20 protein-coding genes are annotated in these 26,405 nt (G+C 53.4%); 11 read left to right on the forward strand and 9 right to left on the reverse strand.

Annotated features, from left to right (window positions below):
* Positions 1-41 precede the first annotated feature (41 nt).
* Positions 42-2,639 carry a bifunctional aconitate hydratase 2/2-methylisocitrate dehydratase gene (gene acnB, locus JQ822_RS17280; protein WP_213134489.1) on the reverse strand — a complete coding sequence of 866 codons (2,598 nt, stop codon included), beginning with the start codon at positions 2,637-2,639 and terminating at the stop codon, positions 42-44.
* A 435-nt stretch (positions 2,640-3,074) separates the two neighbouring features.
* On the opposite strand from acnB, the gene JQ822_RS17285 reads away from it, so the two are divergent.
* Both JQ822_RS17285 and JQ822_RS17290 read left to right on the forward strand, forming a co-directional pair.
* On the forward strand, positions 3,075-4,676 hold the full coding sequence (locus tag JQ822_RS17285; protein WP_213134490.1) for a DUF3300 domain-containing protein: 1,602 nt from the start codon (positions 3,075-3,077) through the stop codon (positions 4,674-4,676).
* A gap of 10 nt (positions 4,677-4,686) precedes the next feature.
* The gene (locus JQ822_RS17290) at positions 4,687-5,481 is read left to right on the forward strand and encodes a DUF2950 family protein (RefSeq protein WP_213134491.1); all 795 of its coding nucleotides are present in this window, start codon (positions 4,687-4,689) and stop codon (positions 5,479-5,481) included.
* 65 nt (positions 5,482-5,546) lie between these two features.
* Here JQ822_RS17290 and traT read toward each other — a convergent pair whose 3' ends face one another.
* The 5 genes from traT to pdhR all read right to left on the reverse strand — a co-directional run bounded on the left by traT (position 5,547) and on the right by pdhR (position 13,565).
* A complete protein-coding gene (gene traT / locus JQ822_RS17295) occupies positions 5,547-6,278 on the reverse strand; it encodes a complement resistance protein TraT (RefSeq protein ID WP_213134492.1) in 732 nt (243 codons plus the stop codon).
* A 192-nt stretch (positions 6,279-6,470) separates the two neighbouring features.
* Positions 6,471-7,895 (reverse strand): dihydrolipoyl dehydrogenase, encoded by a 1,425-nt coding sequence (gene lpdA, locus JQ822_RS17300; RefSeq protein WP_135323135.1) that lies wholly within the window; start codon positions 7,893-7,895, stop codon positions 6,471-6,473.
* Positions 7,896-8,070: 175 nt separating this feature from the next.
* Positions 8,071-9,960, reverse strand: a complete 1,890-nt coding sequence (gene aceF, locus JQ822_RS17305; RefSeq protein ID WP_213134493.1) for a pyruvate dehydrogenase complex dihydrolipoyllysine-residue acetyltransferase — start codon at positions 9,958-9,960, stop codon at positions 8,071-8,073.
* A 14-nt stretch (positions 9,961-9,974) separates the two neighbouring features.
* On the reverse strand, positions 9,975-12,638 hold the full coding sequence (gene aceE / locus JQ822_RS17310; protein WP_182270431.1) for a pyruvate dehydrogenase (acetyl-transferring), homodimeric type: 2,664 nt from the start codon (positions 12,636-12,638) through the stop codon (positions 9,975-9,977).
* 162 nt (positions 12,639-12,800) lie between these two features.
* The gene (pdhR, locus tag JQ822_RS17315) at positions 12,801-13,565 is read right to left on the reverse strand and encodes a pyruvate dehydrogenase complex transcriptional repressor PdhR (protein ID WP_096758283.1); all 765 of its coding nucleotides are present in this window, start codon (positions 13,563-13,565) and stop codon (positions 12,801-12,803) included.
* 564 nt (positions 13,566-14,129) lie between these two features.
* On the opposite strand from pdhR, the gene aroP reads away from it, so the two are divergent.
* The 3 genes from aroP to JQ822_RS17330 all read left to right on the forward strand — a co-directional run bounded on the left by aroP (position 14,130) and on the right by JQ822_RS17330 (position 18,015).
* A complete protein-coding gene (gene aroP, locus JQ822_RS17320) occupies positions 14,130-15,503 on the forward strand; it encodes an aromatic amino acid transporter AroP (RefSeq protein ID WP_213134494.1) in 1,374 nt (457 codons plus the stop codon).
* Positions 15,504-15,658: 155 nt separating this feature from the next.
* On the forward strand, positions 15,659-17,065 hold the full coding sequence (locus JQ822_RS17325) for a glycoside-pentoside-hexuronide (GPH):cation symporter (RefSeq protein WP_213134495.1): 1,407 nt from the start codon (positions 15,659-15,661) through the stop codon (positions 17,063-17,065).
* The gene (locus tag JQ822_RS17330; RefSeq protein WP_213134496.1) at positions 17,065-18,015 is read left to right on the forward strand and encodes a glycoside hydrolase family 43 protein; all 951 of its coding nucleotides are present in this window, start codon (positions 17,065-17,067) and stop codon (positions 18,013-18,015) included. The genes JQ822_RS17325 and JQ822_RS17330 overlap by 1 nt, the downstream gene beginning before the upstream one ends.
* Positions 18,016-18,075: 60 nt before the next feature.
* Here the strand turns inward: JQ822_RS17330 and ampE are convergent, their stop codons facing one another.
* Together ampE and ampD are read right to left on the reverse strand one after the other, a co-directional pair.
* Positions 18,076-18,930 carry a beta-lactamase regulator AmpE gene (gene ampE / locus JQ822_RS17335; protein WP_213134497.1) on the reverse strand — a complete coding sequence of 285 codons (855 nt, stop codon included), beginning with the start codon at positions 18,928-18,930 and terminating at the stop codon, positions 18,076-18,078.
* Positions 18,927-19,490 carry a 1,6-anhydro-N-acetylmuramyl-L-alanine amidase AmpD gene (ampD, locus tag JQ822_RS17340; protein WP_213134498.1) on the reverse strand — a complete coding sequence of 188 codons (564 nt, stop codon included), beginning with the start codon at positions 19,488-19,490 and terminating at the stop codon, positions 18,927-18,929. Before ampD ends, ampE begins: the two co-directional genes overlap by 4 nt.
* An 87-nt stretch (positions 19,491-19,577) precedes the next feature.
* Between ampD and nadC the strand changes: the two genes are divergently transcribed.
* The 4 genes from nadC to hofC all read left to right on the forward strand — a co-directional run bounded on the left by nadC (position 19,578) and on the right by hofC (position 23,740).
* Positions 19,578-20,471, forward strand: coding sequence for a carboxylating nicotinate-nucleotide diphosphorylase (nadC, locus tag JQ822_RS17345; RefSeq protein WP_213134499.1), 894 nt, complete (start codon positions 19,578-19,580; stop codon positions 20,469-20,471).
* 244 nt (positions 20,472-20,715) lie between these two features.
* Positions 20,716-21,153, forward strand: a complete 438-nt coding sequence (gene ppdD, locus JQ822_RS17350) for a prepilin peptidase-dependent pilin (protein WP_213134500.1) — start codon at positions 20,716-20,718, stop codon at positions 21,151-21,153.
* Positions 21,154-21,162: 9 nt separating this feature from the next.
* Complete coding sequence (gene gspE / locus JQ822_RS17355; RefSeq protein WP_213134501.1) at positions 21,163-22,548, forward strand: type II secretion system protein GspE; 1,386 nt, start codon at positions 21,163-21,165, stop codon at positions 22,546-22,548.
* Complete coding sequence (gene hofC, locus JQ822_RS17360) at positions 22,538-23,740, forward strand: protein transport protein HofC (protein WP_213134502.1); 1,203 nt, start codon at positions 22,538-22,540, stop codon at positions 23,738-23,740. Before gspE ends, hofC begins: the two co-directional genes overlap by 11 nt.
* Positions 23,741-23,772: 32 nt before the next feature.
* On the opposite strand, the gene JQ822_RS17365 is transcribed toward hofC, so the two are convergent.
* Complete coding sequence (locus tag JQ822_RS17365; protein ID WP_135323146.1) at positions 23,773-24,816, reverse strand: GMP reductase; 1,044 nt, start codon at positions 24,814-24,816, stop codon at positions 23,773-23,775.
* Positions 24,817-25,041: 225 nt separating this feature from the next.
* Here JQ822_RS17365 and coaE point away from each other — a divergent pair, with 225 nt between their 5' ends.
* The gene (gene coaE / locus JQ822_RS17370) at positions 25,042-25,662 is read left to right on the forward strand and encodes a dephospho-CoA kinase (protein ID WP_213134503.1); all 621 of its coding nucleotides are present in this window, start codon (positions 25,042-25,044) and stop codon (positions 25,660-25,662) included.
* A complete protein-coding gene (gene zapD / locus JQ822_RS17375; RefSeq protein WP_135323148.1) occupies positions 25,662-26,405 on the forward strand; it encodes a cell division protein ZapD in 744 nt (247 codons plus the stop codon). The genes coaE and zapD overlap by 1 nt, the downstream gene beginning before the upstream one ends.

The raw sequence follows: 26,405 nt of genomic DNA on the forward strand, positions 1-26,405 counted from the left end.
TCCGGGCATTGATGCGTTTTTACACAAAACGCGTTAGCGCATTACACTGCGGTCTGGAAAATCACGCCGTCGGCTTTCTCGGTGTACTGAGTCAACTGGTCGAAGTTCAGATAGCGGTAGGTGTCGACAGCGGTTTTATCCACCTGCGCCACATAGGTCTGATACTCGTCCGGTGTCGGCAGTTTGCCAATCAGTGCCGCGACCGCCGCCAGCTCCGCAGACGCCAGGTAGACGTTCGCCCCGGTCCCTAAACGGTTCGGGAAGTTACGGGTAGAGGTCGACACCACGGTTGAGTTGTCCGCCACGCGCGCCTGGTTACCCATGCACAGTGAACAGCCCGGGATCTCAATACGCGCCCCGCTCTTACCAAACACGCTGTAGTAGCCTTCTTCAGTCAGCTGTGCGGCGTCCATACGGGTTGGCGGTGCCACCCACAGGCGCGTCGGCAGCTGGCCTTTGTGCGCATCCAGCAGCTTACCAGCGGCGCGGAAGTGGCCAATATTGGTCATGCAGGAACCGATAAACACTTCGTCGATCTTCTCGCCCTGCACGTCAGACAGCAGACGCGCATCGTCCGGATCGTTCGGCGCGCACAGGATCGGCTCTTTGATATCCGCCAGATCGATGTCGATCACCGCCGCGTATTCTGCGTCAGCATCAGCTTCCAGCAGTTGCGGATCCGCCAGCCATTTTTCCATCCCCTGTACACGACGCTCCAGCGTACGGCGATCGCCGTAACCTTCGGCGATCATCCACTTAAGCAGCACGATGTTAGAGTTCAGATATTCAACGATCGGCTCTTTGTTCAGCTTGATGGTACAACCGGCAGCGGAACGTTCAGCGGAGGCATCGGTCAGTTCGAACGCCTGCTCCACTTTCAGATCCGGCAGGCCTTCGATTTCCAGGATGCGGCCGGAGAAGATGTTTTTCTTGCCTTTCTTCTCAACGGTCAGCAGGCCCTGTTTGATCGCATACAGCGGAATGGCGTGGACCAGATCGCGCAGGGTGATACCCGGCTGCATTTTGCCTTTGAAACGTACCAGAACGGATTCCGGCATATCCAGCGGCATCACGCCGGTCGCCGCGGCGAACGCCACCAGACCAGAGCCCGCCGGGAAGGAAATACCAATCGGGAAACGGGTATGGGAGTCACCACCGGTACCGACGGTATCCGGCAGCAGCATGCGGTTCAGCCAGGAGTGGATAACGCCATCGCCCGGACGCAGGGACACGCCGCCACGGTTCATGATGAAGTCCGGCAGCGTGTGGTGCGTGGTCACGTCAACCGGCTTAGGATAGGCGGCGGTGTGACAGAAGGACTGCATTACCAGGTCAGCAGAGAAGCCCAGGCACGCCAGGTCTTTCAGTTCGTCACGGGTCATCGGACCGGTAGTATCCTGAGAGCCTACGGAGGTCATCTTCGGTTCGCAGTACGCGCCCGGACGAATTCCTTTCACGCCACAGGCGCGGCCCACCATTTTCTGCGCCAGCGAGAAACCACGGCTGCTTTCCGCCACGTCTTTCGCCTGACGGAAGACGTCTGAGTGCGGCAGACCCAGCGCTTCACGCGCTTTGGTGGTCAGGCCGCGACCGATGATCAGCGGGATACGGCCACCGGCGCGCACTTCGTCGATCAGCACGTCGGTTTTCAGTTCAAAGCTGGCCAGCAGCTCGCCGGTTTCGTGGTTGCGCACTTCGCCTTTGAACGGGTAAACGTCAATCACGTCACCCATGTTCATGTTCGACACGTCAACTTCGATTGGCAGCGCGCCCGCATCTTCCATGGTGTTGAAGAAGATCGGTGCAATTTTGCCGCCGAGGCACAGACCGCCGCCGCGCTTGTTCGGTACATGAGGGATATCATCGCCCATGAACCACAGCACGGAGTTGGTGGCGGATTTACGCGAAGAGCCGGTACCGACCACGTCACCCACATAAGCCAGCGGGTAGCCTTTTTTCTGCAATTCTTCGATCTGTTTGATCGGGCCTACCACGCCCGGCTGATCCGGTTCGATACCTTCGCGGGCGTTTTTCAGCATCGCCAGCGCGTGCAGCGGGATATCCGGGCGGGACCACGCGTCCGGCGCCGGAGAGAGGTCATCGGTGTTGGTTTCGCCGGTCACTTTAAAGACGGTAACGGTGATCTTTTCAGCCAGAGCCGGACGGTTCAGGAACCATTCGGCATCGGCCCAGGACTGCATGACCTGCTCCGCATATTCGTTGCCCGCTTTGGCCTTTTCTTCCACATCGTAGAAGTTATCGAACATCAGCAGCGTTGAAGAGAGCGCTTTGGCGGCAATCGGCGCCAGTTTCGCATCGTCCAGCGCGTCAATCAGCGGATGAATGTTGTAACCGCCCTGCATGGTGCCCAGCAGCTCAATAGCTTTCTCTGGTGTCACTAGCGGGGACGTTGTGTCGCCTTTTGCGACGGCAGCAAGAAAACCTGCTTTGACATAAGCGGCTTCATCTACGCCAGGGGGAACGCGGTTGATCAACAGGTCTAACAGGAATTCTTCTTCGCCCACAGGCGGGGTCTTCAGCAGCTCGACAAGTGCGGCCATTTGGGTTGCGTCTAACGGTTTTGGCACAATCCCTAAGGCGGCACGCTCAGCTACGTGCTTACGGTATTCTTCTAGCACGACGGTATCTCCTCGCTCTCATTGTCATATGCGGTAGGCGATTCTCTTCACGCTCCTGTGAGACAGCAGTTTGTAGGGTAAATGCCCGGTACCGCATAAGGCACAATAACAGGATTTTCTTTAAGTGTTAATCTGTTTACAAAAAAGCAACATAAAAAATTGGCTGAATCGTTAAGAATGGTATAGCGAGGAGACAAGGCGGATTTCAGGTACCCATCAACCGCCTTAATTCGGTTGATTTACAACAGCAGCCTTCTGAATATTTCTACGACTTTTCAGCCATCAGATATAATTGTGTAATAAATGTTCACACTCTTTTTCCGGACATACCGGGCGGTTCCCCAATAAAAGTCAAAACTGTAAAACACGGGTGAATAATACTCGCGGCAACAGGAACGCCTCACGGCACAGCGCTTGTCTCGTTGGAGTCATTTTATGAAGTTGCCCCTTAAGCCACATCTGCTCGTCCTTCTGTGCAGTGTCGGGCTGTTTGCCGCCTCTGGCGTGATGTTCGTCAAAAGTCGCACCACGGAGCCCGCTGCTCAGGCCCCCGTCGCACAACAACCTTCTGCACCGGCTCCGGCTCCCGTAGCCGCACCCGCGCCGGTCACACCACCCGCACCTGCCGTTACGCCGACATACACTGCCGCACAAATCGATCAGTGGATTGCGCCCATCGCGCTCTACCCGGATGCCTTGCTGTCACAAATATTGATGGCGTCGACCTATCCGGCCAACGTTATCCAGGCCGCCCAGTGGTCAAAAGACAATCCTAAAATGCAGGGTGACGCCGCTATTCAGGCCGCTTCCGGGCAACCCTGGGACCCAAGCGTGAAATCGCTGGTCGCGTTTCCTCAACTGATGTCGCTGTTAGGTGAAAACCCACCGTGGGTACAAAATCTGGGTGATGCTTTCCTCGCGCAGCCGCAAGATGTCATGGATTCCGTTCAACGTCTGCGCGCGCTGGCGCAGCAAACCGGCACCTTGCAATCAACGCCACAGCAGACGGTCACCACCGTGACCAAAGCAGCACCAGCTAAAACCGTCACCAGCGAGTCGACAACCAGTTCAACCACCACTACCGCCACGGCAAGCCCAACGGTTATCAAAATTGAATCCGCCGATCCGCAGGTGGTGTACGTCCCCACTTATAACCCGAATACGGTTTACGGTACCTGGCCAAACACCGCCTATCCGCCCACCTATCTCCCCCCGACGCCCGGCGAGCAGTTTGGCAACAGCTTTGTTAACGGTTTAGGCTTCAGCCTTGGTGTGGCGACAACCTATGCTATTTTCAGCAACATCGACTGGGACGACGATGACGACTGGGACCACCATCATAATGATGACTGGGATAATCACGGCGGCTATAACCGCAACGGTGATAACAACATCAACATCAACGTTGATAACTTCAATAAAATCAGCGGCCAGCGTCTGACGGATGCCAACCGTACCTGGCAGCATAACCCGGCCTATCGTGAGGGTGTGCCCTATCCGAATAACCAGCTCAATAACCGTTTTCACTCCACTAACACCGCAACGGGACTCAGCGCAACCCAGCAAAACCCGCAAAGATCGGCCAACCGCGATAGCCAGCGTCAGGCGGCCATGAACCAGATGGAGAAATCAACGGGAAAAACGTTCCCTCAGACAGCACGCCCGGGAACAAAAGATGCCCAGCGCCAGGCGTCAAATCAACAACTGAAGCAGATCTCTCAACGCAACAACTACCGCGGCTACGACACTAAACCGCAAACCGCGAAGCGGGCAAGCACCCAGCAACGTGAGAATCGCCAGGCGACGACGCAGAGACAGGAGAAACGGGTTTCGCAACCCGCACAGCAACGTAATGTGCAACAGCGGAATACTCAACAGCGCTCGCGCGCCAACGCGCTGAGCGGCAACGACAGTCGCTCTGGCAGCTGGCAAGCACAGCAGCAGCGAGGCGCCCAGAGCCGGCAGTTCGCCCGCAATCAGCCATCACGTCAACCCTCTGGCGGTCGTGCTGAGCACCGTGAATTCCGTCATCGTTAAGGGAACCGACATGAAAAATAAACTACTCAGTGGAATGGTGTTGTTCATGGTTTCGGCCACCGCGATGGCACAACAATCGTTCAGTACACCAGACCAGGCAACCGATGCGCTGACAAGTGCGATCGGTGAGCAAAATGAAAGTGCGATGAATAACCTGCTCGGGGAAAACTGGCGCGAGTTTCTGCCGCCGGAAGGCGTCGATCCTGATGCGGTTGATCGCTTCCTGCGCGACTGGAAGGTTCATCATAGCACCGTCATTGACGGTGATACGGCGCATCTTGTTGTCGGAGACAGCAACTGGCAGCTACCTATCCCGGTTGTCAAAACCACTTCCGGCTGGCGATTTGATATGCATGAAGCTGCCGAAGAGATCCAGACCCGCGAAATTGGCCGCAACGAACTCGCCGCCATTGAGGCATTACACGCCTATGTGGATGCTCAGCAGAGCTATTTTGCGATGAACCAAAAGTATGCGCAGAAAATTGTCAGCTCTGAAGGGAAAAAAGATGGTCTGTACTGGCCAGTTTCGCCCGGCGAAGCGCCAAGCCCGCTTGGCCCGGCCTTTAGTCCACAAGAGCCCGGCACGGGCTATCACGGTTATCGTTTCCGCATTCTTCCCGACAAAACCAGCGGCTTTGCGATGGTTGCGTGGCCCGTCAGCTACGATCACACTGGTGTGATGAGTTTTATGATTAACGGTGATGACAAAGTCTACCAGGCCGATCTCGGTGTTGAGTCACAGCAGAAAGCGCAGACGTTAACCGCATACCATCCGGATAAAACCTGGCAGCCCGTAGCGCCCTGATCCCCAGAGACGAAAGGTTAGTAGGCCGGGTAAGGCGAAGCCGCCCCCCGGCAACTCACAACAGATTACAGGATGTTAGCCACTGACTTCGCCAGTTGTGCTTCCAGAACCGGTTTCGCTTCTTCGAATTTCAGGTTCACCTTGTTAGCATTCGACACGACGCGGGTTTGATATTTTGCGCGATCGCCCTGCGCGCTGCTGGTTTGCAGCTTAATGCCGGACGTGCCCTGACGCAGGGCCGCAACGTTATCCGTTGTCACTTTCGCTTTGCTGCGTTCGGAGATTTGCAGGTCGGTAACCATGGTGTAGTTCACGTCTTCAACCATTGCATCTGCCGCCATACCGATCAGCCCCGCCGCCAGCCCGACACCCAGCGCTGCACCGGAGGAGTTGCTGTTATACGCCGTGATACCCGCCCCTAAAGCAGCCCCCACAGCGGCCCCTTCATAACCGGTTTTCAGGAAGCCCTGAGCTTCACGCAAGTCCATTTTATCCGCTTTCAGCACGTTTGCCTGCACCCAGTACCAGGCGTTGTCCGGAGAACTGGTTACCTTGTACCCTTTCGCTGACAGATCATTGGCTAACAGCGTCTGCAGGTTACTCATATCTTTATCAGAGGTGTTCTTTACCTGAATGTAGACGGTTTTTTCACTGGAAGGCTCCAGCCAGATGGTTTCACTCATCTGCGTTTTCACTTCAAGGTTACGTTTTTTCACGGCGGTGGTCATAGCGCCACACCCTGTCAGCGTCATTGCCGCGACAACCATGCCAACAACCGCGATTTTTTTTAAAGACATGTTTTTTCCTTTTTTCGTGTAATAAAGAGTCCAGAACCTCTAACCGCGCGGCCAGTAGCCACACAATGGTGAAAAAAGTATCGGCAGTTGAACGGAAATTTTTAGCGGAAATATCAATAAGATGACTACCAGAACAGGTAGTTCAGGAAAAAAAAACGCCTCCGAAGAGGCGTTTTCACAAAAGAGAGAAGATTATTTCTTCTTCGCTTTCGGGTTCGGCAGGTCGGTGATGCTACCTTCGAACACTTCTGCTGCCAGGCCCACAGACTCGTGCAGAGTCGGGTGCGCATGGATGGTCAGCGCGATGTCTTCAGCGTCACAACCCATTTCGATCGCCAGACCGATTTCGCCCAGCAGCTCGCCGCCGTTGGTACCGACAATCGCACCACCGATAACACGGTGAGATTCTTTGTCGAAAATCAGTTTGGTCATACCGTCTGCACAGTCGGAAGCAATAGCACGGCCAGAAGCAGCCCACGGGAAGGTGGCGGTTTCGTAGCTGATGCCTTTCTCTTTCGCTTCTTTCTCGGTCAGACCGACCCAGGCAACTTCTGGTTCAGTGTAGGCAATCGACGGAATAACTTTCGGATCAAAGTAGTGTTTCTTACCGGCGATAACTTCAGCGGCAACGTGGCCTTCGTGAACACCTTTGTGCGCCAGCATCGGCTGACCGACGATATCGCCGATAGCAAAGATGTGCGGAACGTTGGTACGCAGCTGTTTGTCCACGCGGATGAAGCCACGGTCATCAACTTCAACGCCCGCTTTGCCTGCGTCGAGGTTTTTACCGTTCGGCACACGACCGATAGCCACCAGTACGGCGTCGTAACGCTGTGCTTCTGCAGGCGCTTTTTTGCCTTCCATGGAAACGTAAATACCGTCTTCTTTCGCTTCAACGGCGGTCACTTTGGTTTCCAGCATCAGGTTGAATTTCTTGCTGATGCGTTTGGTGAAGACTTTAACCACGTCTTTATCGGCTGCCGGGATAACCTGGTCGAACATTTCAACCACGTCGATCTCTGAACCCAGCGCATGGTACACGGTACCCATTTCCAGACCGATGATACCGCCACCCATAACCAGCAGGCGCTTCGGTACGGTTTTCAGTTCCAGCGCATCGGTGGAATCCCACACGCGCGGATCTTCGTGCGGAATGAACGGCAGTTCGATCGGACGGGAACCCGCCGCGATGATTGCGTTGTCGAAGTTGATCACGGTTTTGCCGTTTTCGCCTTCAACTTCCAGGGTGTTCGCCCCGGTAAATTTACCCAGACCGTTTACCACTTTCACTTTACGGCCTTTGGCCATACCAGCCAGACCGCCGGTCAGTTGAGTGATAACTTTTTCTTTCCAGGTACGAATCTTGTCGATATCGGTTTTCGGCTCACCGAAGACGATACCGTGATCGGCCAGTGCTTTGGCTTCTTCGATAACTTTTGCTACGTGCAGCAGGGCTTTAGAAGGGATACAGCCGACGTTCAGACAAACACCGCCGAGGGTGCTGTAACGTTCTACGATGACGGTCTCCAGACCTAAATCTGCGCAACGGAAGGCAGCAGAGTAACCTGCCGGGCCTGCCCCAAGTACCACGACTTGAGTTTTGATTTCAGTGCTCATCATGACCTCTTAATTTATACCCGTCGTCCACCGGGTCGTTCTATCCGCCGGTATTTTACAAAATTGTTAACAATTTTGAAACAACAAACGGCAACCGATTTGTCTTTCGCACAATAACCTCACTGACATCATGAGATTACCAGAAAAAAGCCGGCCGTCGGGCCGGCTTTTTCGCTTACATCACCAAACGGCGAATGTCAGACAGCGTGTTGTTGATGATGGTAATGAAACGAGCACCATCAGCACCGTCAATCACGCGGTGGTCAAAGGAGAGAGAAATCGGCATCATCAGACGCGGAGTAAACTCTTTACCATTCCACACCGGTTCAATAGCAGACTTGGACACGCCAAGGATAGCCACTTCAGGCGCGTTCACAATCGGTGCAAAGTGGGTAGTTCCCAGGCCGCCGATGCTGGAGATAGTGAAGCAACCGCCCTGCATTTCGCCAGCCGTCAGCTTACCATCACGCGCTTTCTTGGAGATCACCGTCAGTTCACGAGACAGCTCGGTAATGCTCTTCTTGTTCACGTCTTTAAAGACCGGAACAACCAGACCATTTGGCGTATCTACCGCCACACCGATGTTGATGTATTTCTTCAGCGTCAGCTTCTGACCGTCTTCAGACAGGGAGCTGTTGAAGCGCGGCATCTGTTCCAGAGCGGCGGCAACGGCTTTCATGATGAAGACCACTGGGGTGAATTTCACGTCCAGTTTACGTTTCTCAGCTTCGGCGTTCTGCTGTTTACGGAACGCTTCCAGATCGGTGATATCGGTCTTATCGAAGTGGGTAACGTGCGGGATCATCACCCAGTTACGGCTCAGGTTAGCACCAGAGATTTTCTGGATACGACCCAGTTCCACTTCTTCGATTTCACCAAACTTGCTGAAGTCCACTTTCGGCCACGGCAGCATGCCCGGGATACCGCCGCCAGCCGCAGCTGCCGGTGCAGATTCAGCACGTTTAACCGCGTCTTTCACGTAAGCCTGAACGTCTTCGCGCAGGATACGACCTTTACGACCAGACCCTTTCACTTTCGCCAGGTTCACACCGAACTCGCGCGCCAGGCGACGGATCAGCGGAGTCGCATGGACGTAAGCGTCGTTTTCTGCGAAGTCAGATTTACCTTCCGCTTTAGCAGCCGGTGCTGCGGCAGGTGCAGGTGCTGCGGTCTGAGCCGGAGCAGCAGCTTGTGCAGGAGCAGGAGCAGCAGCCGGTGCAGCGCCTTCAACTTCGAAGACCATAATCAGAGAACCGGTTTTGACTTTGTCGCCGGTGCTGATTTTGATTTCTTTCACGGTACCTGCGAACGGCGCCGGAACTTCCATCGAGGCTTTGTCGCCTTCTACGGTGATCAGTGACTGCTCAGCGGCAATTTTATCGCCCACTTTGACCATCACTTCAGTGACTTCAACCTCGTCGCCGCCGATGTCCGGTACGTTAACTTCTTTAGAACCAGAAGCCGCCGGAGCCGCCGCTGCTGCAGGAGCTGCGGCCTGAGCCGGAGCAGCTGCAGGCGCTGCGCCCGCCACTTCAAAGACCATAATCAGAGAGCCGGTAGACACTTTGTCGCCGGTGTTGATTTTGATCTCTTTAACCACACCTGCGAACGGTGCCGGTACTTCCATAGAGGCTTTGTCGCCTTCTACGGTAATCAGAGACTGCTCAGCTGCTACGGTGTCGCCCACTTTAACCATGATCTCAGTGACTTCAACTTCGTCGCCGCCGATGTCCGGTACGTGTACGTCTTTTGCCGCAGCCGCAGCAGGTGCTGCTGCCGGAGCCGCTTCTTTCTTCTCTTCTGCCTTGGCAGGTGCAGCTGCTGCTGCACCGTCGGCGGAATCGAAAATCATGATCAGTTTGCCGGTCTCAGTTTTGTCGCCAACAGAGACTTTGATCTCTTTAACGATACCCGCCTGAGGGGACGGAACTTCCATAGAGGCTTTGTCGCCTTCTACGGTGATCAGCGACTGCTCAGCTTCAACTTTGTCGCCTACTTTGACCAGGATCTCGGTGATTTCAACTTCATCAGCCCCGATGTCCGGTACATTGATTTCGATAGCCATGTTTCTTTTACCTCTTACGCCAGACGCGGGTTAACTTTATCTGCATCGATGTTGAATTTGATGATTGCGTCAGCAACCACTTTCTTATCGATTTCGCCACGTTTAGCCAGTTCGCCCAGTGCCGCTACAACCACATAAGAAGCATCAACTTCGAAGTGGTGACGCAGGTTTTCACGGCTGTCAGAGCGACCGAAGCCGTCAGTACCCAGTACACGGTAATCATCAGCCGGTACATAAGTACGAACCTGTTCGGCAAACAGTTTCATATAGTCAGTAGATGCAACAGCCGGTGCGTCGTTCATCACCTGAGCGATGTACGGAACGCGCGGAGTTTCCAGCGGGTGCAGCATATTCCAGCGCTCACAATCCTGGCCATCACGCGCCAGTTCAGTGAAGGAAGTGACGCTATACACGTCAGAGCCTACGCCGTAGTCGTTCGCCAGGATCTGGGCTGCTTCACGGACGTGACGCAGGATAGAACCGGAGCCCAGCAGCTGAACTTTACCTTTCTTACCTTCGAGGGTTTCGAGTTTGTAGATACCTTTACGGATACCTTCCTCGGCACCTGCTGGCATTGCCGGCATGTGGTAGTTTTCGTTCAGCGTGGTGATGTAGTAGTAAACGTTCTCTTGTTTCTCACCGTACATACGCTCCAGACCATCGTGCATGATGACCGCAACTTCGTACGCGTAAGACGGATCGTAAGAGATACAGTTCGGGATAGTCAGAGACTGAATATGGCTGTGGCCATCTTCGTGCTGCAGACCTTCACCGTTCAGCGTCGTACGACCGGAAGTACCACCGATCAGGAAGCCGCGAGCCTGCTGGTCACCTGCCTGCCAGCACAGGTCACCGATACGCTGGAACCCGAACATGGAGTAGTAGATGTAGAACGGGATCATCGGCAGATCGTTGGTGCTGTAAGAAGTTGCAGCAGCCAGCCAGGATGCGCCAGCACCCAGTTCGTTGATGCCTTCCTGCAGGATCTGACCTTTTTCGTCTTCTTTGTAGTAAGCAACCTGCTCACGGTCCTGCGGGGTGTACTGCTGACCGTTCGGGCTGTAAATACCGATCTGACGGAACAGGCCTTCCATACCAAAGGTACGCGCTTCATCGGCGATGATCGGCACGAGGCGGTCTTTGATCGACTTGTTCTTCAGCATCACGTTCAGTGCACGCACAAACGCGATAGTGGTGGAGATTTCTTTGTTCTGCTCTTCCAGCAGCGCACCGAAGTCTTCCAGAGCCGGCAGCTCCAGCTTCTCAGTGAAGTTCGGCTGACGAGCAGGCAGGTAGCCGTGCAGTTTCTGACGCTGAGCGTGCAGATAAGTGTGCTCTTCAGAACCTTCCGGGAAGGTAATGTAAGACAGGTTTTCAACCTGCTCATCGGTGACTGGAACGTTGAAACGGTCGCGGATATAACGCACGCCGTCCATGTTCATTTTCTTAACCTGGTGAGCGATGTTTTTACCTTCGGCGGTGTCACCCATGCCGTAACCTTTGATGGTATGGGCGAGGATTACAGTTGCTTTGCCTTTGGTTTCCTGCGCTTTTTTCAGTGCAGCGTAGACTTTCTTCGGATCGTGACCACCGCGGTTCAGAGCCCAAATCTGCTCGTCAGTCCAGTCAGCAACCAGTGCTGCGGTTTCCGGGTATTTACCGAAGAAGTGCTCACGTACGTATGCGCCGTCTTTGGATTTGAAGGTCTGGTAGTCGCCGTCAACGGTTTCGTTCATCAGTTGGATCAGTTTACCGCTGGTGTCTTTACGCAGCAGTTCATCCCAACGACCGCCCCACATGACTTTGATAACGTTCCAGCCAGCGCCCGCAAAGATGCCTTCCAGTTCGTTAACAATCTTGCCGTTACCGGTGACCGGGCCGTCAAGACGCTGCAGGTTACAGTTGATAACAAAGACCAGGTTGTCCAGTTTTTCACGGGTAGCGATGGTGATCGCACCTTTAGATTCTGGCTCATCCATCTCACCGTCGCCCAGGAAGGCATAAACGGTTTGTTTAGAGGTATCTTTCAGGCCACGGTGTTCCAGATACTTCAGGAATTTAGCCTGGTAGATAGCACCGATTGGACCCAGACCCATAGAAACGGTCGGGAACTGCCAGAATTCAGGCATCAGTTTCGGGTGCGGGTAGGAAGACAGGCCTTTGCCATGAACTTCCTGACGGAAGTTGTTCATCTGCTCTTCAGTCAGACGACCTTCCAGGAATGCGCGTGCGTAGATGCCCGGAGAGATGTGGCCCTGGAAATAAATCAGGTCGCCGCCATCCTGCTCGTTGCGTGCACGGAAGAAATGGTTGAAGCACACATCATATACCGTTGCGGAGGACTGGAAGGATGCCATGTGGCCACCCAGCTCGAGGTCCTTTTTAGACGCACGCAGTACGGTCATGATGGCGTTCCAGCGGATAGCAGAACGAATACGACGTTCCAGCTCCAGATTGCCCGGGTATTCCGGTTCATCTTCAACGGCAATAGTGTTTACATAATTGCTGGCCCCTGTACCTGCCGCTACTTTCACGCCGCCTTTGCGGGCTTCTGAAAGCAGTTGGTCGATCAGATACTGAGCACGCTCAACACCTTCTTCACGGATGACCGATTCGATCGCCTGTAGCCAGTCGCGAGTTTCGATCGGATCCACGTCATTTGGGAAACGTTCTGACATGGGGGTATTCCTTATCTATCTAATACGTTGAGTTATCTGGAACCTGTCCCATTGAGTTCTCGTCAGAGAACGCAATAAGACAGGTTCTGCGTTTAGTTGCCGCGCCTTTCATTAGCGCTTGATTTACAACATCTTCTGGTTAACCTTCTACCAGAAAAATCACTAATTCTTTCGTTGCTCCAGACGGCGTAAGGCGCGTTCACGACGGCTTTCCTCACGGCTTCTGTCCAGGAGAATTTCTTCGATAAACGCCAGGTGGCGGTGGGACGCTTCGCGTGCCTCTTCCGGCTTCCCGGCGATAATCGCTTCAAAAATACGCGTACGGTGACTGCTTACCAGCGGCAGCATATCCCGACGCGAATACAGTAATTCAAAGTTTTGACGGACGTTCTGCGCCAACATCGGCTCCATACAGCGGAGCAAATGGAGCAGCACCACATTATGCGCCGCTTCGGTGACAGCAATTTGATACTGGAGTACTGCATCAGACTCGCCGTCAAGATCGCCGGACTGTTGAGCAAGCTCGATCGCATGGTGGAGTTCACGGATACGCGTTTTATCTTCATCCGTGCTGCGTAGTGCGGCGTAATACGCGGCAATACCTTCCAGAGCATGGCGCGTCTCAAGCAGGTCAAACTGGGATTCAGGATGGTCGGAGAGCAGCTCTACCAGTGGGTCGCTAAAGCTCTGCCACAGGCTGCTCTGAACAAAAGTGCCACCGCCCTGACGACGAAGCAGCAAACCCTTCGCTTCGAGACGTTGGATCGCCTCGCGCAAGGAGGGGCGGGAGACGTCGAACTGTTTTGCCAGCTCGCGTTCCGGTGGGAGTTTTTCTCCGGGGCGAAGTGTCCCCTCAAGAATTAAAAACTCCAGCTGCTGCTCAATCACATCGGAGAGTTTTGGTTGGCGGATTTTGCTGTAGGCCATGATTTCCTGTCTTAAGCCATTTGCCCGGAGTCAATTGGTCTTACCAATTTCATGTTCTTGACGCTAAAGTAACAAAGTATTCACCTTCTGTCCATACAGGTTTTGATTGAAATCAGTAAAGGAGGCATATTTTAACAACATTACAGAAATAACGTTTCAAACATGTAACTATGCACAAATGTTAAATTTACCACTGACTGGGTAGTTTTAACGTAATTGAAACGAAAAACTATCCCATCTGAACCGATTCACCTGCCTATTTATCGACTTTTAAAGCAAAATTAACGAATAAAAATTCAAATCTTGAATTGCCCGGTAGAAAAACGCGCGCTTACAAATGGTTTCTTTTTATTCAACTCGTCATCCTCTCTTCATAAAGCAGGTGCATTCGCGCTCGCATAACATTATTCTGATCAAGACAAAAGCATTTAGGCAACATTTTACCGATGGCCGCCGTAAACAAATTAATACAACAAACGGAATTGCAAACTTACACACGCGTCACTGCGTGGTTCAAAATATAAGTACTCGAATGATGAAGAGTAAAACCACACACGAGGTTTAATGATGGAAAGTCAACAGCATGGCGATCAGCTAAAGCGCGGTCTTAAAAACCGCCATATACAGCTTATCGCGCTGGGTGGCGCGATAGGCACCGGGTTATTCCTCGGCAGCGCGTCCGTTATCCAGTCTGCAGGGCCGGGTATTATTCTGGGTTACGCTATCGCCGGTTTTATCGCCTTTTTAATTATGCGTCAGTTAGGCGAAATGGTCGTTGAAGAGCCGGTTGCAGGTTCCTTCAGCCACTTTGCCTATAAGTACTGGGGCGGTTTCGCCGGTTTCTCCTCCGGCTGGAACTACTGGGTTCTGTACGTTTTGGTTGCCATGGCTGAGCTGACTGCCGTCGGGAAATACATCCAGTTCTGGTATCCGGAGATCCCTACCTGGGTCTCTGCGGCCGTCTTTTTCGTGGCCATCAACGCCATCAACCTGACCAACGTGAAAGTGTTCGGTGAGATGGAGTTCTGGTTTGCCATTATTAAGGTCATTGCGGTCGTGGCGATGATTCTGTTCGGCGGCTGGCTGCTGTTTAGCGGCAACGGTGGCCCGCAGGCCAGCGTCAGCAACCTGTGGGATCAAGGTGGTTTCCTGCCACACGGCTTCACCGGTCTGGTGATGATGATGGCGATTATCATGTTCTCCTTCGGCGGTTTGGAGCTGGTCGGCATCACCGCAGCAGAAGCGGATAACCCGGAGCAGAGCATTCCGAAGGCCACCAACCAGGTTATCTACCGTATCCTGATTTTCTATGTCGGTTCGCTGGCTGTTCTGCTTTCCCTGATGCCGTGGACGCGCGTGACGGCAGATACCAGCCCGTTCGTACTGATCTTCCACGAGCTGGGCGACACGTTTGTGGCTAACGCGCTGAACGTCGTGGTACTGACCGCCGCCCTTTCTGTCTATAACAGCTGTGTGTACTGCAACAGCCGTATGCTGTTCGGGCTGGCTCAGCAGGGTAACGCGCCGAAAGCGCTGATGAGCGTGGATAAACGCGGCGTACCGGTCAATACCATCCTGGTCTCCGCGCTGGTCACCGCGCTGTGCGTCCTTATCAACTATCTGGCACCGGAATCTGCATTTGGCTTACTGATGGCGCTGGTGGTTTCCGCACTGGTGATCAACTGGGCGATGATTAGCCTCGCGCACATCAAGTTCCGCAAAGCGAAACAGCAGCAGGGTGTCGCCAGTCGTTTCCCGGCGCTGTTCTACCCGCTGGGTAACTGGGTCTGCCTGATTTTTATGGCGGCAGTGCTGGTAATTATGCTGATGACGCCTGGCATGGCTATCTCCGTTTACCTGATCCCGGTGTGGATTGCCATTCTTGGCATCGGTTACCTGTGTAAGCAGAAAACGGCCAAAGCGGTTAAAGCACATTAATTCTCACCCCCTATCTGCAAAGGTAGGGGGTGTTACCTGCCTCACACTTTCCCGCAAATGACTGTTTCATCCATATCAGTGGCGTTATCCTGCAACGCAAAAACATCCTCACCAGACAATAATTCTCTCCATATCTTATTTATGGAGCGCAGTTGATGGAAACCAGTAAACTGTCGGTGAAAGAAAAGATCGGCTATGGCATGGGCGATGCCGGATGTAACATCATATTCGGCGCTATCATGTTGTTTGTTAATTATTTTTATACAGACATATTTGGTCTCGCACCTGCTTTGGTCGGCGTTTTACTGCTCTCAGTACGCGTTATTGACGCCGTAACGGACCCGATTATGGGCGCAATGGCCGATCGCACGCGCAGTAAATATGGTCGATTTCGTCCATGGCTATTGTGGATTGCCTTCCCGTACGCATTATTCAGCGTCCTGATGTTTACCACCCCAGAGTGGAGCTATAACAGCAAAGTTATCTATGCGTTTGTCACCTACTTCCTGCTGTCTATTACCTACACGGCGATCAACATACCCTATTGCTCACTCGGCAGCGTCATCACCAACGACCCGAAAGAGCGCGTCGCCTGTCAATCTTATCGCTTTGTGCTGGTAGGTATTGCCACCCTGCTGCTTTCCCTCACCCTACTGCCGATGGCTGACTGGTTTGGTGGCGAAGACAAAGCGAAAGGCTATCAGATGGCGATGGCCGTGCTGGCCTTTATTGGTATGTGCATGTTCCTGTTTTGCTTCGCGACGGTACGCGAACGTGTACAACCTGCCGTCCAGACAAATGACGATTTAAAAGCCGACCTGAAAGATGTCTGGAAGAACGATCAATGGGTAAAAATCCTGCTTTTAACCTTGTGCAACGTCTGTCCGGGTTTTATTCGCATGGCCGCCACCATGTACTACGTCACCTGGGTGATGCAGCAAAGCACACAGTTCGCGACGCTGTTTATTAGCCTTGGCGTAGTCGGCATGATGATCGGCAGTATGCTGGCGAAGGTGTTAACCGATCGCTGGTGCAAACTGAAAGTGTTCTTCTGGACCAATATCATCCTGGCGATTTTCTCCGCCGCGTTTTACTTCTTCGACCCGAAAGCCACCATGATGATTATGGTGCTCTACTTCCTGCTCAACATTCTGCATCAGATCCCATCCCCACTGCACTGGTCGCTGATGGCCGATGTCGATGACTACGGCGAGTGGAAAACCGGGAAACGCATCACCGGGATCAGCTTCTCCGGCAACCTGTTCTTCCTTAAACTGGGCCTGGCGATTGCCGGAGCGATGGTTGGCTTCCTGCTCTCCTGGTACGGCTACGACGCAGGCGCTAAAGCACAAAGCGAATCCGCTATTAACGGTATTATGCTGCTGTTCTCCATTATTCCGGGCGTGGGCTATCTGATTACCGCAGGCGTGGTTCGTCTGCTGAAAGTTGACCGCGAGTTCATGCAGCAAATCCAGTCAGATCTGGAAAAGCGCCGTGTCAACTACCGCGAATTGAATGAGTACCATGACGTTAAATCGACTGAACACGTAAGGAAAGCCTGATGAATCAGTGGCCTAATCCCTTTATCGAGCAGCGCGCCGATCCGTTTATCCTCCGTGACGGCAGCCACTATTATTTCATTGCTTCGGTGCCTGAATACGACCGACTGGAGATCCGTCGGGCTGACTCACTGGAAGGACTACGCTCCGCCGCTCCGGTGGTCGTCTGGCGCAAACCAGAAAGTGGCCCGATGAGCGAACTGATCTGGGCACCAGAAATCCATCATATTGCCGGCAAGTGGTATATCTATTTTGCCGCCACCCACACGCAGGCGCTCGATAAGCTGGGGATGTTCCAGCACCGCATGTTTGCCCTTGAGTGCGCAGATGCCGACCCGCTGACCGGCAGGTGGACAGAGAAAGGTCAGATTAACACGCAGTTTGATACCTTCGCGCTGGATGCCACTACCTTTAATCACCAGGGAAAACAGTGGTATCTGTGGGCGCAAAAATCCCCCGATATCGCCGGGAACTCCAATATTTATCTCGCGGAATTGGAAAATCCGTGGACGATTAAAGGCGAGCCGGTGATGCTCAGCCATCCAGAGTATGACTGGGAGTGTCGTGGCTTTTGGGTCAATGAGGGTCCCGCCGTGATGATGCACGGCGACAAACTGTTTGTCAGCTATTCCGCCAGCGCCACCGACGAAAACTACTGTATGGGGTTATTATGGATTGCTCTCAACGCCGACCCGCTAAACCCGGAAAACTGGCATAAATCACCGCGCCCGGTCTTTACCACCAGCTACGAAAACCGCCAGTACGGGCCGGGGCACAATAGCTTTACGCAAACGCCGGAAGGGGAAGATGTACTGGTATATCACGCGAGAAATTACACCGAAATTGAGGGCGATCCGCTGTACGACCCCAACCGCCATACACGTTTGAAACTCGTACGCTGGGACGAAAATGGAATGCCGGATTTTGGCACCCCGCCAGCGGATACGATTTGAATGATTGCCCGGAAGCGCACAGCAACCGGGCTACTCTCTGTCGTAGGCCAGATAAACGACCTAAATTAACGCACCATAAATGGTCAACACGGCAATCACCACCACCACCGCAAACGACGTTTTCTTCGCCAACGCCACGGCCGCTTTCGGGGTTTCGACTTTATCGGCATGCGATTCGCGAGCCAGCGAGAACTGCGCCAGTCGCGTTAATACCTGATACTGTGAAGTATGCAGATCGGCAAGCGAGGCAAACCACGCGGGCAGCGCCTTCTCACCATGCCCCAGCAGCGCGTAAACTACGCCAGCCAGACGCACCGGGATCCAGTCCAGCACATGCAGAATCGCATCAATACCCGATTGCAAACGCTGATGCGGTGTCTGATAACGCGCCAGCCAGGACTGCCACGCGCGTAAGAAGGCATAACCAACCAGCGTCACCGGCCCCCACGCCCCCCCTACGATCAACCAAAACAGCGGAGCCAGGTAAAAGCGAAAATTATTCCACAACAACGCATTTTGCAGCTCACGTAAGTACTCCCGCTCATTGCATTCCGGTGGTACGCCATGGATAAGCGTTAATTCGCTGGCCATCGTCTCACGGGCATGGGCATCGTTGCGGGACGCCGCATTCAGGTACGCATGATAATGCAGGCGTATCTTGCCAGCCCCGATGCACAGCACGCCAATTAAGATCCACACCACCAGCAGCGGGACGTTAAATAGCAGTCCGTGCAACGCACGCAGCAGCAGGAACGTCACGCCCATCGCAATCATCGTCATGCCGAGGGTGCGGATCATAGAAAAATGCTTAATTCGGCGGAAAAAGGCTTCAACCCGGTGATCAAGCTGCCAGTGCTCACCCAGCTTAAACAGGCGCTCGACAATCAGCACCAGTAATGTTGTAAACAGCGTCATGTCATCTCCTTGTGTGACGAGGGGGTGATCAGGGCGCGAAACCTGCACCAGTCAAAAGACGGACCTGGATCGGTCTTGCGCTCGGGCGCAATATTGCAATGCCCGGTCATGTTATTGGCAATCGCCGGATAACGCTGAATCAGTAGCTGCGTCACCGCCGCCAACTGCTGGTACTGCGCATCGGTATAGGCCAACGTATCCGTTCCTTCCAGCTCAATACCAATCGAAAAATCATTACAACGTTCGCGCCCCTGATAGTTCGACACGCCAGCATGCCAGGCGCGTTTATCAAAAGGGACATACTGAACTATCTCGCCATCACGGCGAATCAGACAATGGGCAGAAACGCGCAAATGGGCGATTTGCGCAAAAAAAGGGTGGGCGTCGGGATCAATTGTGCCCGTGAATAACGCGTCAATCCACGGACCGCCAAACTCACCAGGTGGCAGGCTGATATTATGCACCACCAGCAAAGAAGGGTTTTCGTCATCCGGGCGGCAATCGTAATGGGGAGAGGGAACGCGTCGCGCCTCTGTCAGCCAGCCCTTGTCTAACAACATGCAGAATCTCCTTATTGGTGGTGCTCATATCAGGTTCAGGGTAGCATGTTTCTATCTTATGATTCGTTAGCTATTTGGAGTTTTATCATGCCGCCTCGCCGCTATAACCCTGACTCCCGACGTGACGCGCTGTTGGAACGCATCAACCTCGATATCCCTGCCTCTGTCGCTCAGGCACTGCGTGAAGATTTAGGCGGAGAAGTTGATGCCCGAAACGATATCACCGCACAGCTTTTGCCAGAGGATATGCGCTCTCACGCCACCGTGATCACCCGCGAAGATGGCGTTTTTTGTGGGAAGCGTTGGGTGGAAGAGGTCTTCATTCAACTTGCTGGCGATGATGTGAAAATCACCTGGCACGTTGAAGATGGCGACAGCATTAAAGCGAATCAGCCATTGTTTGCACTGGATGGCCCTTCCCGCGTATTACTGACCGGTGAACGCACCGCGCTAAACTTTGTGCAGACGCTGTCCGGCGTTGCCAGTGAAGTACGTAAATATGTCGACCTGCTGGCGGGGACAAAAACCCAACTGCTGGATACGCGTAAAACTCTGCCAGGACTGCGTACCGCGCTGAAATATGCCGTGCTGTGCGGCGGCGGCGCAAATCACCGTCTGGGGCTTTCTGACGCCTTCCTGATTAAAGAAAACCACATTATTGCTTCCGGCTCCGTGCGTCAGGCCGTTGAAAAAGCCTTCTGGCTGCATCCGGACGTCCCGGTTGAGGTTGAAGTGGAAAGCCTGGATGAACTGGGCGACGCGCTGAAAGCCGGGGCCGACATCATTATGCTCGATAATTTCGAAACCGCCCAAATGCGCGAAGCGGTAAAACGCACCAACGGCCAGGCGCGTCTGGAGGTTTCAGGGAACGTCACCCATGAAACGCTGCGCGAATTTGCCGAAACCGGCGTGGATTTCATTTCTGTAGGCGCACTGACTAAGCACGTGCGTGCGCTCGATCTCTCCATGCGTTTTCGTTAATCGCTGAGTGTATTGCCCGATGACGCTTCGCTTATCGGGCCTACCGCGCAGTCTTATTATGTAGGCCGGACAAGGCGTTTACGCTGCCATCCGGCAATTTCTTCGAGTACCCTCGCAAATACGTTGCCTCCTTCTGTAATTTCGTAAAAATCCTCTGAACCTGCCTTCCCGTTCTGTTTTTTGTCCCTCGCCTAAGTGTCCTCCGGTTTGCCACAGTAGCGCCAGCTAACTCAAGGAGCGAACCATGGACAATCAACGAGGCTTCACGCTTATCGAATTAATGGTGGTCATTGGCATCATTGCCATTCTCAGCGCCATCGGTATTCCGGCTTATCAGAACTATCTGCGCAAGGCGGCACTAACAGACATGCTGCAAACCTTTGTCCCCTATCGCACAGCAGTCGAGCTCTGCGCGCTGGAGCATGGCGGGACAACCACCTGTGATGCCGGGACCAACGGAATCCCCTCTCCTGCCACCACTCGCTATGTCTCCGGCATGAGCGTCGAAAAAGGCATCGTCAACCTCACCGGGCAGGAAAGCCTCAACGGGCTGAGCGTGACCATGACGCCAAACTGGGACAATGCCAACGGGATTACCGGCTGGAACCGTAGCTGTAACATCCAAAATGACAGTGCTTTGCAGCAGGCCTGTGAAGACGTTTTCCGCTTTGATACCAACTAAGGAACAGAGATGAATACCACACAACTTACTGCGCTGTGCCAACGTTATCAGGGAATATTACTCGATGCCGACAATGAAGTGGTGCACATCGCCGTTGTGGATTCCCCTTCCAACGAACTGCTGGATGCACTGCATTTTGCCACCACCAGACGCATCGATATTGTGTGCTGGACTCGTCAACAAATGGAAGGACATGCACACAAACCACGGCAAATGCTGCCAGCTGTCATCCCTGAAGGCAGCGCGACCGCTGCAGAATTACTGACGCAGACGTTGCAATCCGCCCTGGCGAAACGGGCGTCTGATATTCACATTGAGCCCGCGCAAAATCGCTATCGGATACGGCTGCGCATAGACGGCGTACTGCATACTTTACCGGAGGTGCTGACGGAGATGGGTATTGCTCTCACCGCAAGGTTAAAAGTGCTGGCCAGTCTGGACATTGCTGAACACCGACTGCCACAGGATGGGCAGTTTACCGTTGAAATTTCAGGTTCCCCCATCTCGTTTCGCATTGCGACACTCCCCTGTCGATACGGAGAAAAAGTGGTGTTACGCCTGCTGCATCAGGTTGAGCAGGCGCTGGAAATTAACGCGCTGGGCATGCAAGACGCACAGCTGGCCGCATTTTCACAAGCCTTGCAGCAGCCTCAGGGGCTAATCCTGGTAACCGGTCCTACCGGGAGCGGCAAAACGGTCACACTTTACAGTGCGCTACAAACCCGAAACACCCCGGATGTGAATCTGTGTAGCGTAGAAGATCCGGTAGAGATCCCAATTGAAGGGTTAAATCAAACGCAAATTCACCCTCGCGCTGGCCTGACCTTTCAGGGTGTGTTACGCGCACTGCTGCGACAGGATCCCGACATTATAATGGTGGGTGAAATCCGCGACGGCGAAACGGCAGAAATAGCCCTTAAAGCCGCGCAAACTGGTCATCTGGTTCTTTCAACGCTACATACCAACTCCACCAGCGAAACACTAATACGCCTGCAACAAATGGGGGTCGCTCGTTGGATGATCGCCTCCGCGCTGACGCTGGTGATTGCCCAACGATTAGTCAGAAAGCTGTGCCCCCATTGTCGGCGACGTCTTGATGTCCCGGTTACTCTGCCGGCATCGCTGTGGCCCACGCCGCTACCGCGCTGGCAGGCGTCAGGCTGCGAACACTGCTATCAGGGATTTTATGGCCGCACAGCGTTGTTTGAAGTTCTGCCCGTCACACCCGCATTACGCCAGCTTATTGCCAGCGGTACCACTGCTGACGTGGTGGAGTCCGATGCTCAGCAGGCAGGGATGCACTCACTTTTCGAGAACGGATGTCAGGCGGTCGAAAACGGGCTAACGACGTTTGAAGAGATTATCCGCGTGCTGGGCATGCCGCATGTCCACTAAGCAACTCTGGCAATGGCAGGGTATAAACCATCAGGGTCAGCCAGCGGAAGGGGCGCTATGGACAGACGATCGCCCTTCACTGGTCTTTGCTCTGCAACAACTGTACATTACGCCAATTCGCATTAAACGTATGCGTGTTAAAACCTCGCACTGGAGTAGAGCGCAATGTACCGAAGTCATACACCAGTTGGCCACATTACTTAAAGCAGGGTTGACGCTTTCCGACGGATTAGCCCTGCTTGCCGAACAGCACCCCAGTTGCCAGTGGCAGGCGCTGCTGCGCACGCTGGCTTACGATATGGAACAGGGCATTTCACTTTCCACCTCACTGTCGCGTTGGCAACACATTTTTCCGCCACTATACCTGGCAATGATCCGCACCGGAGAACTAACCGGTAAACTGGATGTCTGCTGTTTTGAACTGGCCCGCCAGCAGAAAGAACAACAGCTCCTTACGGATAAAGTTAAAAAAGCGCTGCGTTACCCGGTAATTATTCTCACCATGGCGGTGATGGTCGTCTTCGCGATGCTGCACTTTGTACTGCCTGAATTTGCCGCCATTTATCGCACGTTCAATACCCCGCTACCGGCGTTAACGCAGGGGATTATGACCGTTGCCGATTACAGCAGTCGATGGGGATGGCTGATGGGATTACTCGGTCTGGTACTGGGAGGGGCATATGGTCTGACAAAACAAAAACCATCCTGGCTTGTTCTGCGACAGCGGCTTTTATTACGTTGCCCTGTTATAGGGCCGCTGGTCAGGGGCCAAAAACTCACGCAGATCTTCACCGTCCTGTCGTTGACGCAAAGTGCAGGTATCCCCTTTCTACAAGGTCTGGTCAGCGTATCTGAAACGCTCTCCTGCCCTTTCTGGTCACAACGATTAACCCAGGTACACCACGACATCAGTGCCGGAAAACCGGTCTGGCAGGCGCTGAAAAATGCCGAAGAATTCAGTCCATTGTGTTTACAGTTGGTGAGAACCGGTGAAGCGTCCGGCTCACTGGATGCGATGCTACATAATCTTGCCCGGCATCATAGCGAAAACACGATGTCTCAGGCCGAGAATCTGGCTGCGCTACTTGAGCCTGCATTGCTGGTGATTACGGGGTTAATTATCGGAACGCTGGTGGTTGCGATGTACTTACCGATTTTTCATCTGGGGGATGCAATGAGCGGAATGGGGTAAAGCTGGCGCGGTATGCTGCGCCAGCTATCGTGTTACAGGCTATTGAAAACGCGGTTTTCTTGTTCCTGTACTCGAATAAAGGTTGTACGTTTGGTCAACTCTTTCAGACGAGATGCACCCACGTAAGTGCAGGCGGAACGCAGACCACCGAGGATATCGCGTGCGGTATAGTCAACCGGGCCACGCAACGGCAGCTTAACGGTTTTACCTTCAGCAGCGCGGTATTGGGCAACACCTCCCACGTGACGCGTCATGGCAGATTCAGAACTCATTCCGTAGAACAGCATGAATTTCTCGCCGTTCTCCTCAACGACTTTACCGCCGCTTTCTTCGTGACCGGCCAGCATACCGCCCAGCATGACAAAGTCAGCACCGCCGCCAAACGCTTTTGCCACGTCACCTGGCATCGTACAGCCGCCATCGCTGACAATCATACCGCCAAGGCCGTGTGCGGCATCAGCACATTCGATAACCGCAGAAAGCTGCGGATAGCCAACGCCGGTTTTTACACGCGTGGTACAAACAGAACCCGGACCAATACCTACTTTGACGATATCTGCACCGGAAAGCACCAGCTCTTCACACATTTCGCCGGTAACCACGTTACCCGCACAAATTGTTTTCGTCGGCCATGCTTCGCGCGCTTTCGACACAAACTGAACGAAATGCTCCGAGTAACCATTCGCCACATCAATGCAAATGAAGTTCAGCGCAGGATTCAGCGCCAGAATCTGTTTAGTTTTTTCGAAATCGGTGTCAGATGTCCCGGTAGAAACCATTACATGTTTGAGTACATCGGCAGATGCATTCGCAATGAAAGCAGACCAGTCTTCTACAGAATAGTGCTTATGCACAGCGGTCAGGATGTCGAATGAGGCAAGCGCAGTTGCCATGGCAAACGTCCCAACGGTGTCCATATTTGCGGCGATGATTGGCACGCCGGACCATGTCTGACCTGAATGTTTAAAGGTAAATTGACGTTCCAGCTCAACATCGGAACGGCTTTTGAGAGTAGAACGCTTAGGGCGGATAAGAACGTCTTTGAAACCTAACTTCAGATCTTCTTCGATACGCATGTGCGGATTCCTGGGGTTAATGGCGAAAAATCGAAACTCACAACTCCAGTGACGCTATCATACGCACTAATCAATACCGCGCAAGACTGCGAAATTCTCTTTTTTTACGCTACAATCCCATAAATTTACCTGGCGCATTGTAGGTTAATCCTGCAGCCGCCTCACCTTCGCATGCTTAACTTTTAACTGTTTGATAATCAAACTTAAACTCCAGGATCCGAGTCTATGAGGTATACGGTAGCCTTAACTGGCGGCATTGGCAGTGGTAAAAGCACCGTTGCAAATGCGTTCGCTGACCTCGGAATAAACGTGATTGACGCCGATATTATTGCGCGTCAGGTCGTTGAGCCCGGTACACCTGCCCTTAACGCGATTGCCAAACATTTTGGTAGTGAACTCATCGCCGCAGATGGAACGTTACAACGGCGAATTTTACGCGAGCGTATTTTTTCTCATCCTGATGAAAAATCCTGGCTAAACGCTCTGCTTCATCCGCTTATTCAACAGGAAACTCAGCGCCAGTTTCAGCAAGCGACGTCCCCTTATCTGTTATGGGTTGTCCCACTGCTCGTTGAAAACTCGCTGTACAAAAAGGCCAATCGCGTACTCGTGGTCGATGTTACTCCCGAGACCCAGCTCAGACGAACCATGCAGCGTGATGATGTTACACGCGAACATGTTGAACAAATTTTGGCTGCCCAGGCAACACGTGAAGCGCGTCTTGCCGTGGCAGATGATGTTATTGATAATAATGGCGCACCGGATGCCATCACCTCGGATGTCGCCCGCCTGCACGCGCGCTATTTGCACTGCGCGTCGCAGTTTGTCTCACAGGAAAAACCGTAATGCACACCCAGGTCCTTTTTGAACACCCTCTCAATGAGAAGATGCGTACATGGCTGCGCATTGAGTTTCTGACCCAGCAACTCTCCGTTAACTTGCCTGTTGCCGATTATGCAGGCGCATTGCATTTTTTCAGAAATATTGGGGATTTACTGGACGTATTCGAACGTGGCGAAGTCCGTACTGAACTGCTCAAAGAGCTGGAACGACAACAGCGTAAACTTCAGGCCTGGGTTGAAGTTCCCGGCGTAGACCAAAGCAGAATAGATGCCCTGCGCCAGCAGTTAAAAAACGCGGGCAGCATTTTAATTTCGGCGCCGCGCATTGGACAAACACTGCGTGAAGATCGCCTGATTGGCCTGGTACGCCAGCGTTTAAGTATTCCTGGCGGATGCTGCAGCTTTGATTTACCCACCCTGCATATCTGGCTGCATCTGCCTCAGGCACAGCGCGATGTCCAGATCGAAACCTGGCTTGCCAGCCTGAACCCACTGACTCAGGCACTGACGCTGGTTCTTGATTTAATCCGTAACTCTGCGCCGTTGCGTAAGCAAACCAGCCTGAACGGTTTTTACCAGGACAACGGTGAAGATGCGGATTTGCTGCGTTTACACCTGCCGCTTAATTCACAGCTCTACCCGCAGATTTCCGGTCATAAGAGCCGTTTTGCCATTCGTTTTATGCCGCTGGATAGCGAAAATGGCCAGGTGCCAGAGCGTCTCGATTTTGAGCTGGCATGCTGCTAA

This window comes from Citrobacter sp. FP75, from assembly GCF_018342065.1.
Lineage (GTDB): Bacteria > Pseudomonadota > Gammaproteobacteria > Enterobacterales > Enterobacteriaceae > Citrobacter.

Bases quoted from the DNA above. Each gene is read 5' to 3' on its own strand.
- JQ822_RS17285 (WP_213134490.1), top strand. From the start codon at position 3,075: ATGAAGTTGCCCCTTAAGCCACATCTGCTCGTCCTTCTGTGCAGTGTC.
- JQ822_RS17290 (WP_213134491.1), top strand. From the start codon at position 4,687: ATGAAAAATAAACTACTCAGTGGAATGGTGTTGTTCATGGTTTCGGCC.
- traT (WP_213134492.1), bottom strand. From the start codon at position 6,278: ATGTCTTTAAAAAAAATCGCGGTTGTTGGCATGGTTGTCGCGGCAATG.
- lpdA (WP_135323135.1), bottom strand. From the start codon at position 7,895: ATGAGCACTGAAATCAAAACTCAAGTCGTGGTACTTGGGGCAGGCCCG.
- aceF (WP_213134493.1), bottom strand. From the start codon at position 9,960: ATGGCTATCGAAATCAATGTACCGGACATCGGGGCTGATGAAGTTGAA.
- aceE (WP_182270431.1), bottom strand. From the start codon at position 12,638: ATGTCAGAACGTTTCCCAAATGACGTGGATCCGATCGAAACTCGCGAC.
- pdhR (WP_096758283.1), bottom strand. From the start codon at position 13,565: ATGGCCTACAGCAAAATCCGCCAACCAAAACTCTCCGATGTGATTGAG.
- aroP (WP_213134494.1), top strand. From the start codon at position 14,130: ATGATGGAAAGTCAACAGCATGGCGATCAGCTAAAGCGCGGTCTTAAA.
- JQ822_RS17325 (WP_213134495.1), top strand. From the start codon at position 15,659: ATGGAAACCAGTAAACTGTCGGTGAAAGAAAAGATCGGCTATGGCATG.
- JQ822_RS17330 (WP_213134496.1), top strand. From the start codon at position 17,065: ATGAATCAGTGGCCTAATCCCTTTATCGAGCAGCGCGCCGATCCGTTT.
- ampE (WP_213134497.1), bottom strand. From the start codon at position 18,930: ATGACGCTGTTTACAACATTACTGGTGCTGATTGTCGAGCGCCTGTTT.
- ampD (WP_213134498.1), bottom strand. From the start codon at position 19,490: ATGTTGTTAGACAAGGGCTGGCTGACAGAGGCGCGACGCGTTCCCTCT.
- nadC (WP_213134499.1), top strand. From the start codon at position 19,578: ATGCCGCCTCGCCGCTATAACCCTGACTCCCGACGTGACGCGCTGTTG.
- ppdD (WP_213134500.1), top strand. From the start codon at position 20,716: ATGGACAATCAACGAGGCTTCACGCTTATCGAATTAATGGTGGTCATT.
- gspE (WP_213134501.1), top strand. From the start codon at position 21,163: ATGAATACCACACAACTTACTGCGCTGTGCCAACGTTATCAGGGAATA.
- hofC (WP_213134502.1), top strand. From the start codon at position 22,538: ATGTCCACTAAGCAACTCTGGCAATGGCAGGGTATAAACCATCAGGGT.
- JQ822_RS17365 (WP_135323146.1), bottom strand. From the start codon at position 24,816: ATGCGTATCGAAGAAGATCTGAAGTTAGGTTTCAAAGACGTTCTTATC.
- coaE (WP_213134503.1), top strand. From the start codon at position 25,042: ATGAGGTATACGGTAGCCTTAACTGGCGGCATTGGCAGTGGTAAAAGC.
- zapD (WP_135323148.1), top strand. From the start codon at position 25,662: ATGCACACCCAGGTCCTTTTTGAACACCCTCTCAATGAGAAGATGCGT.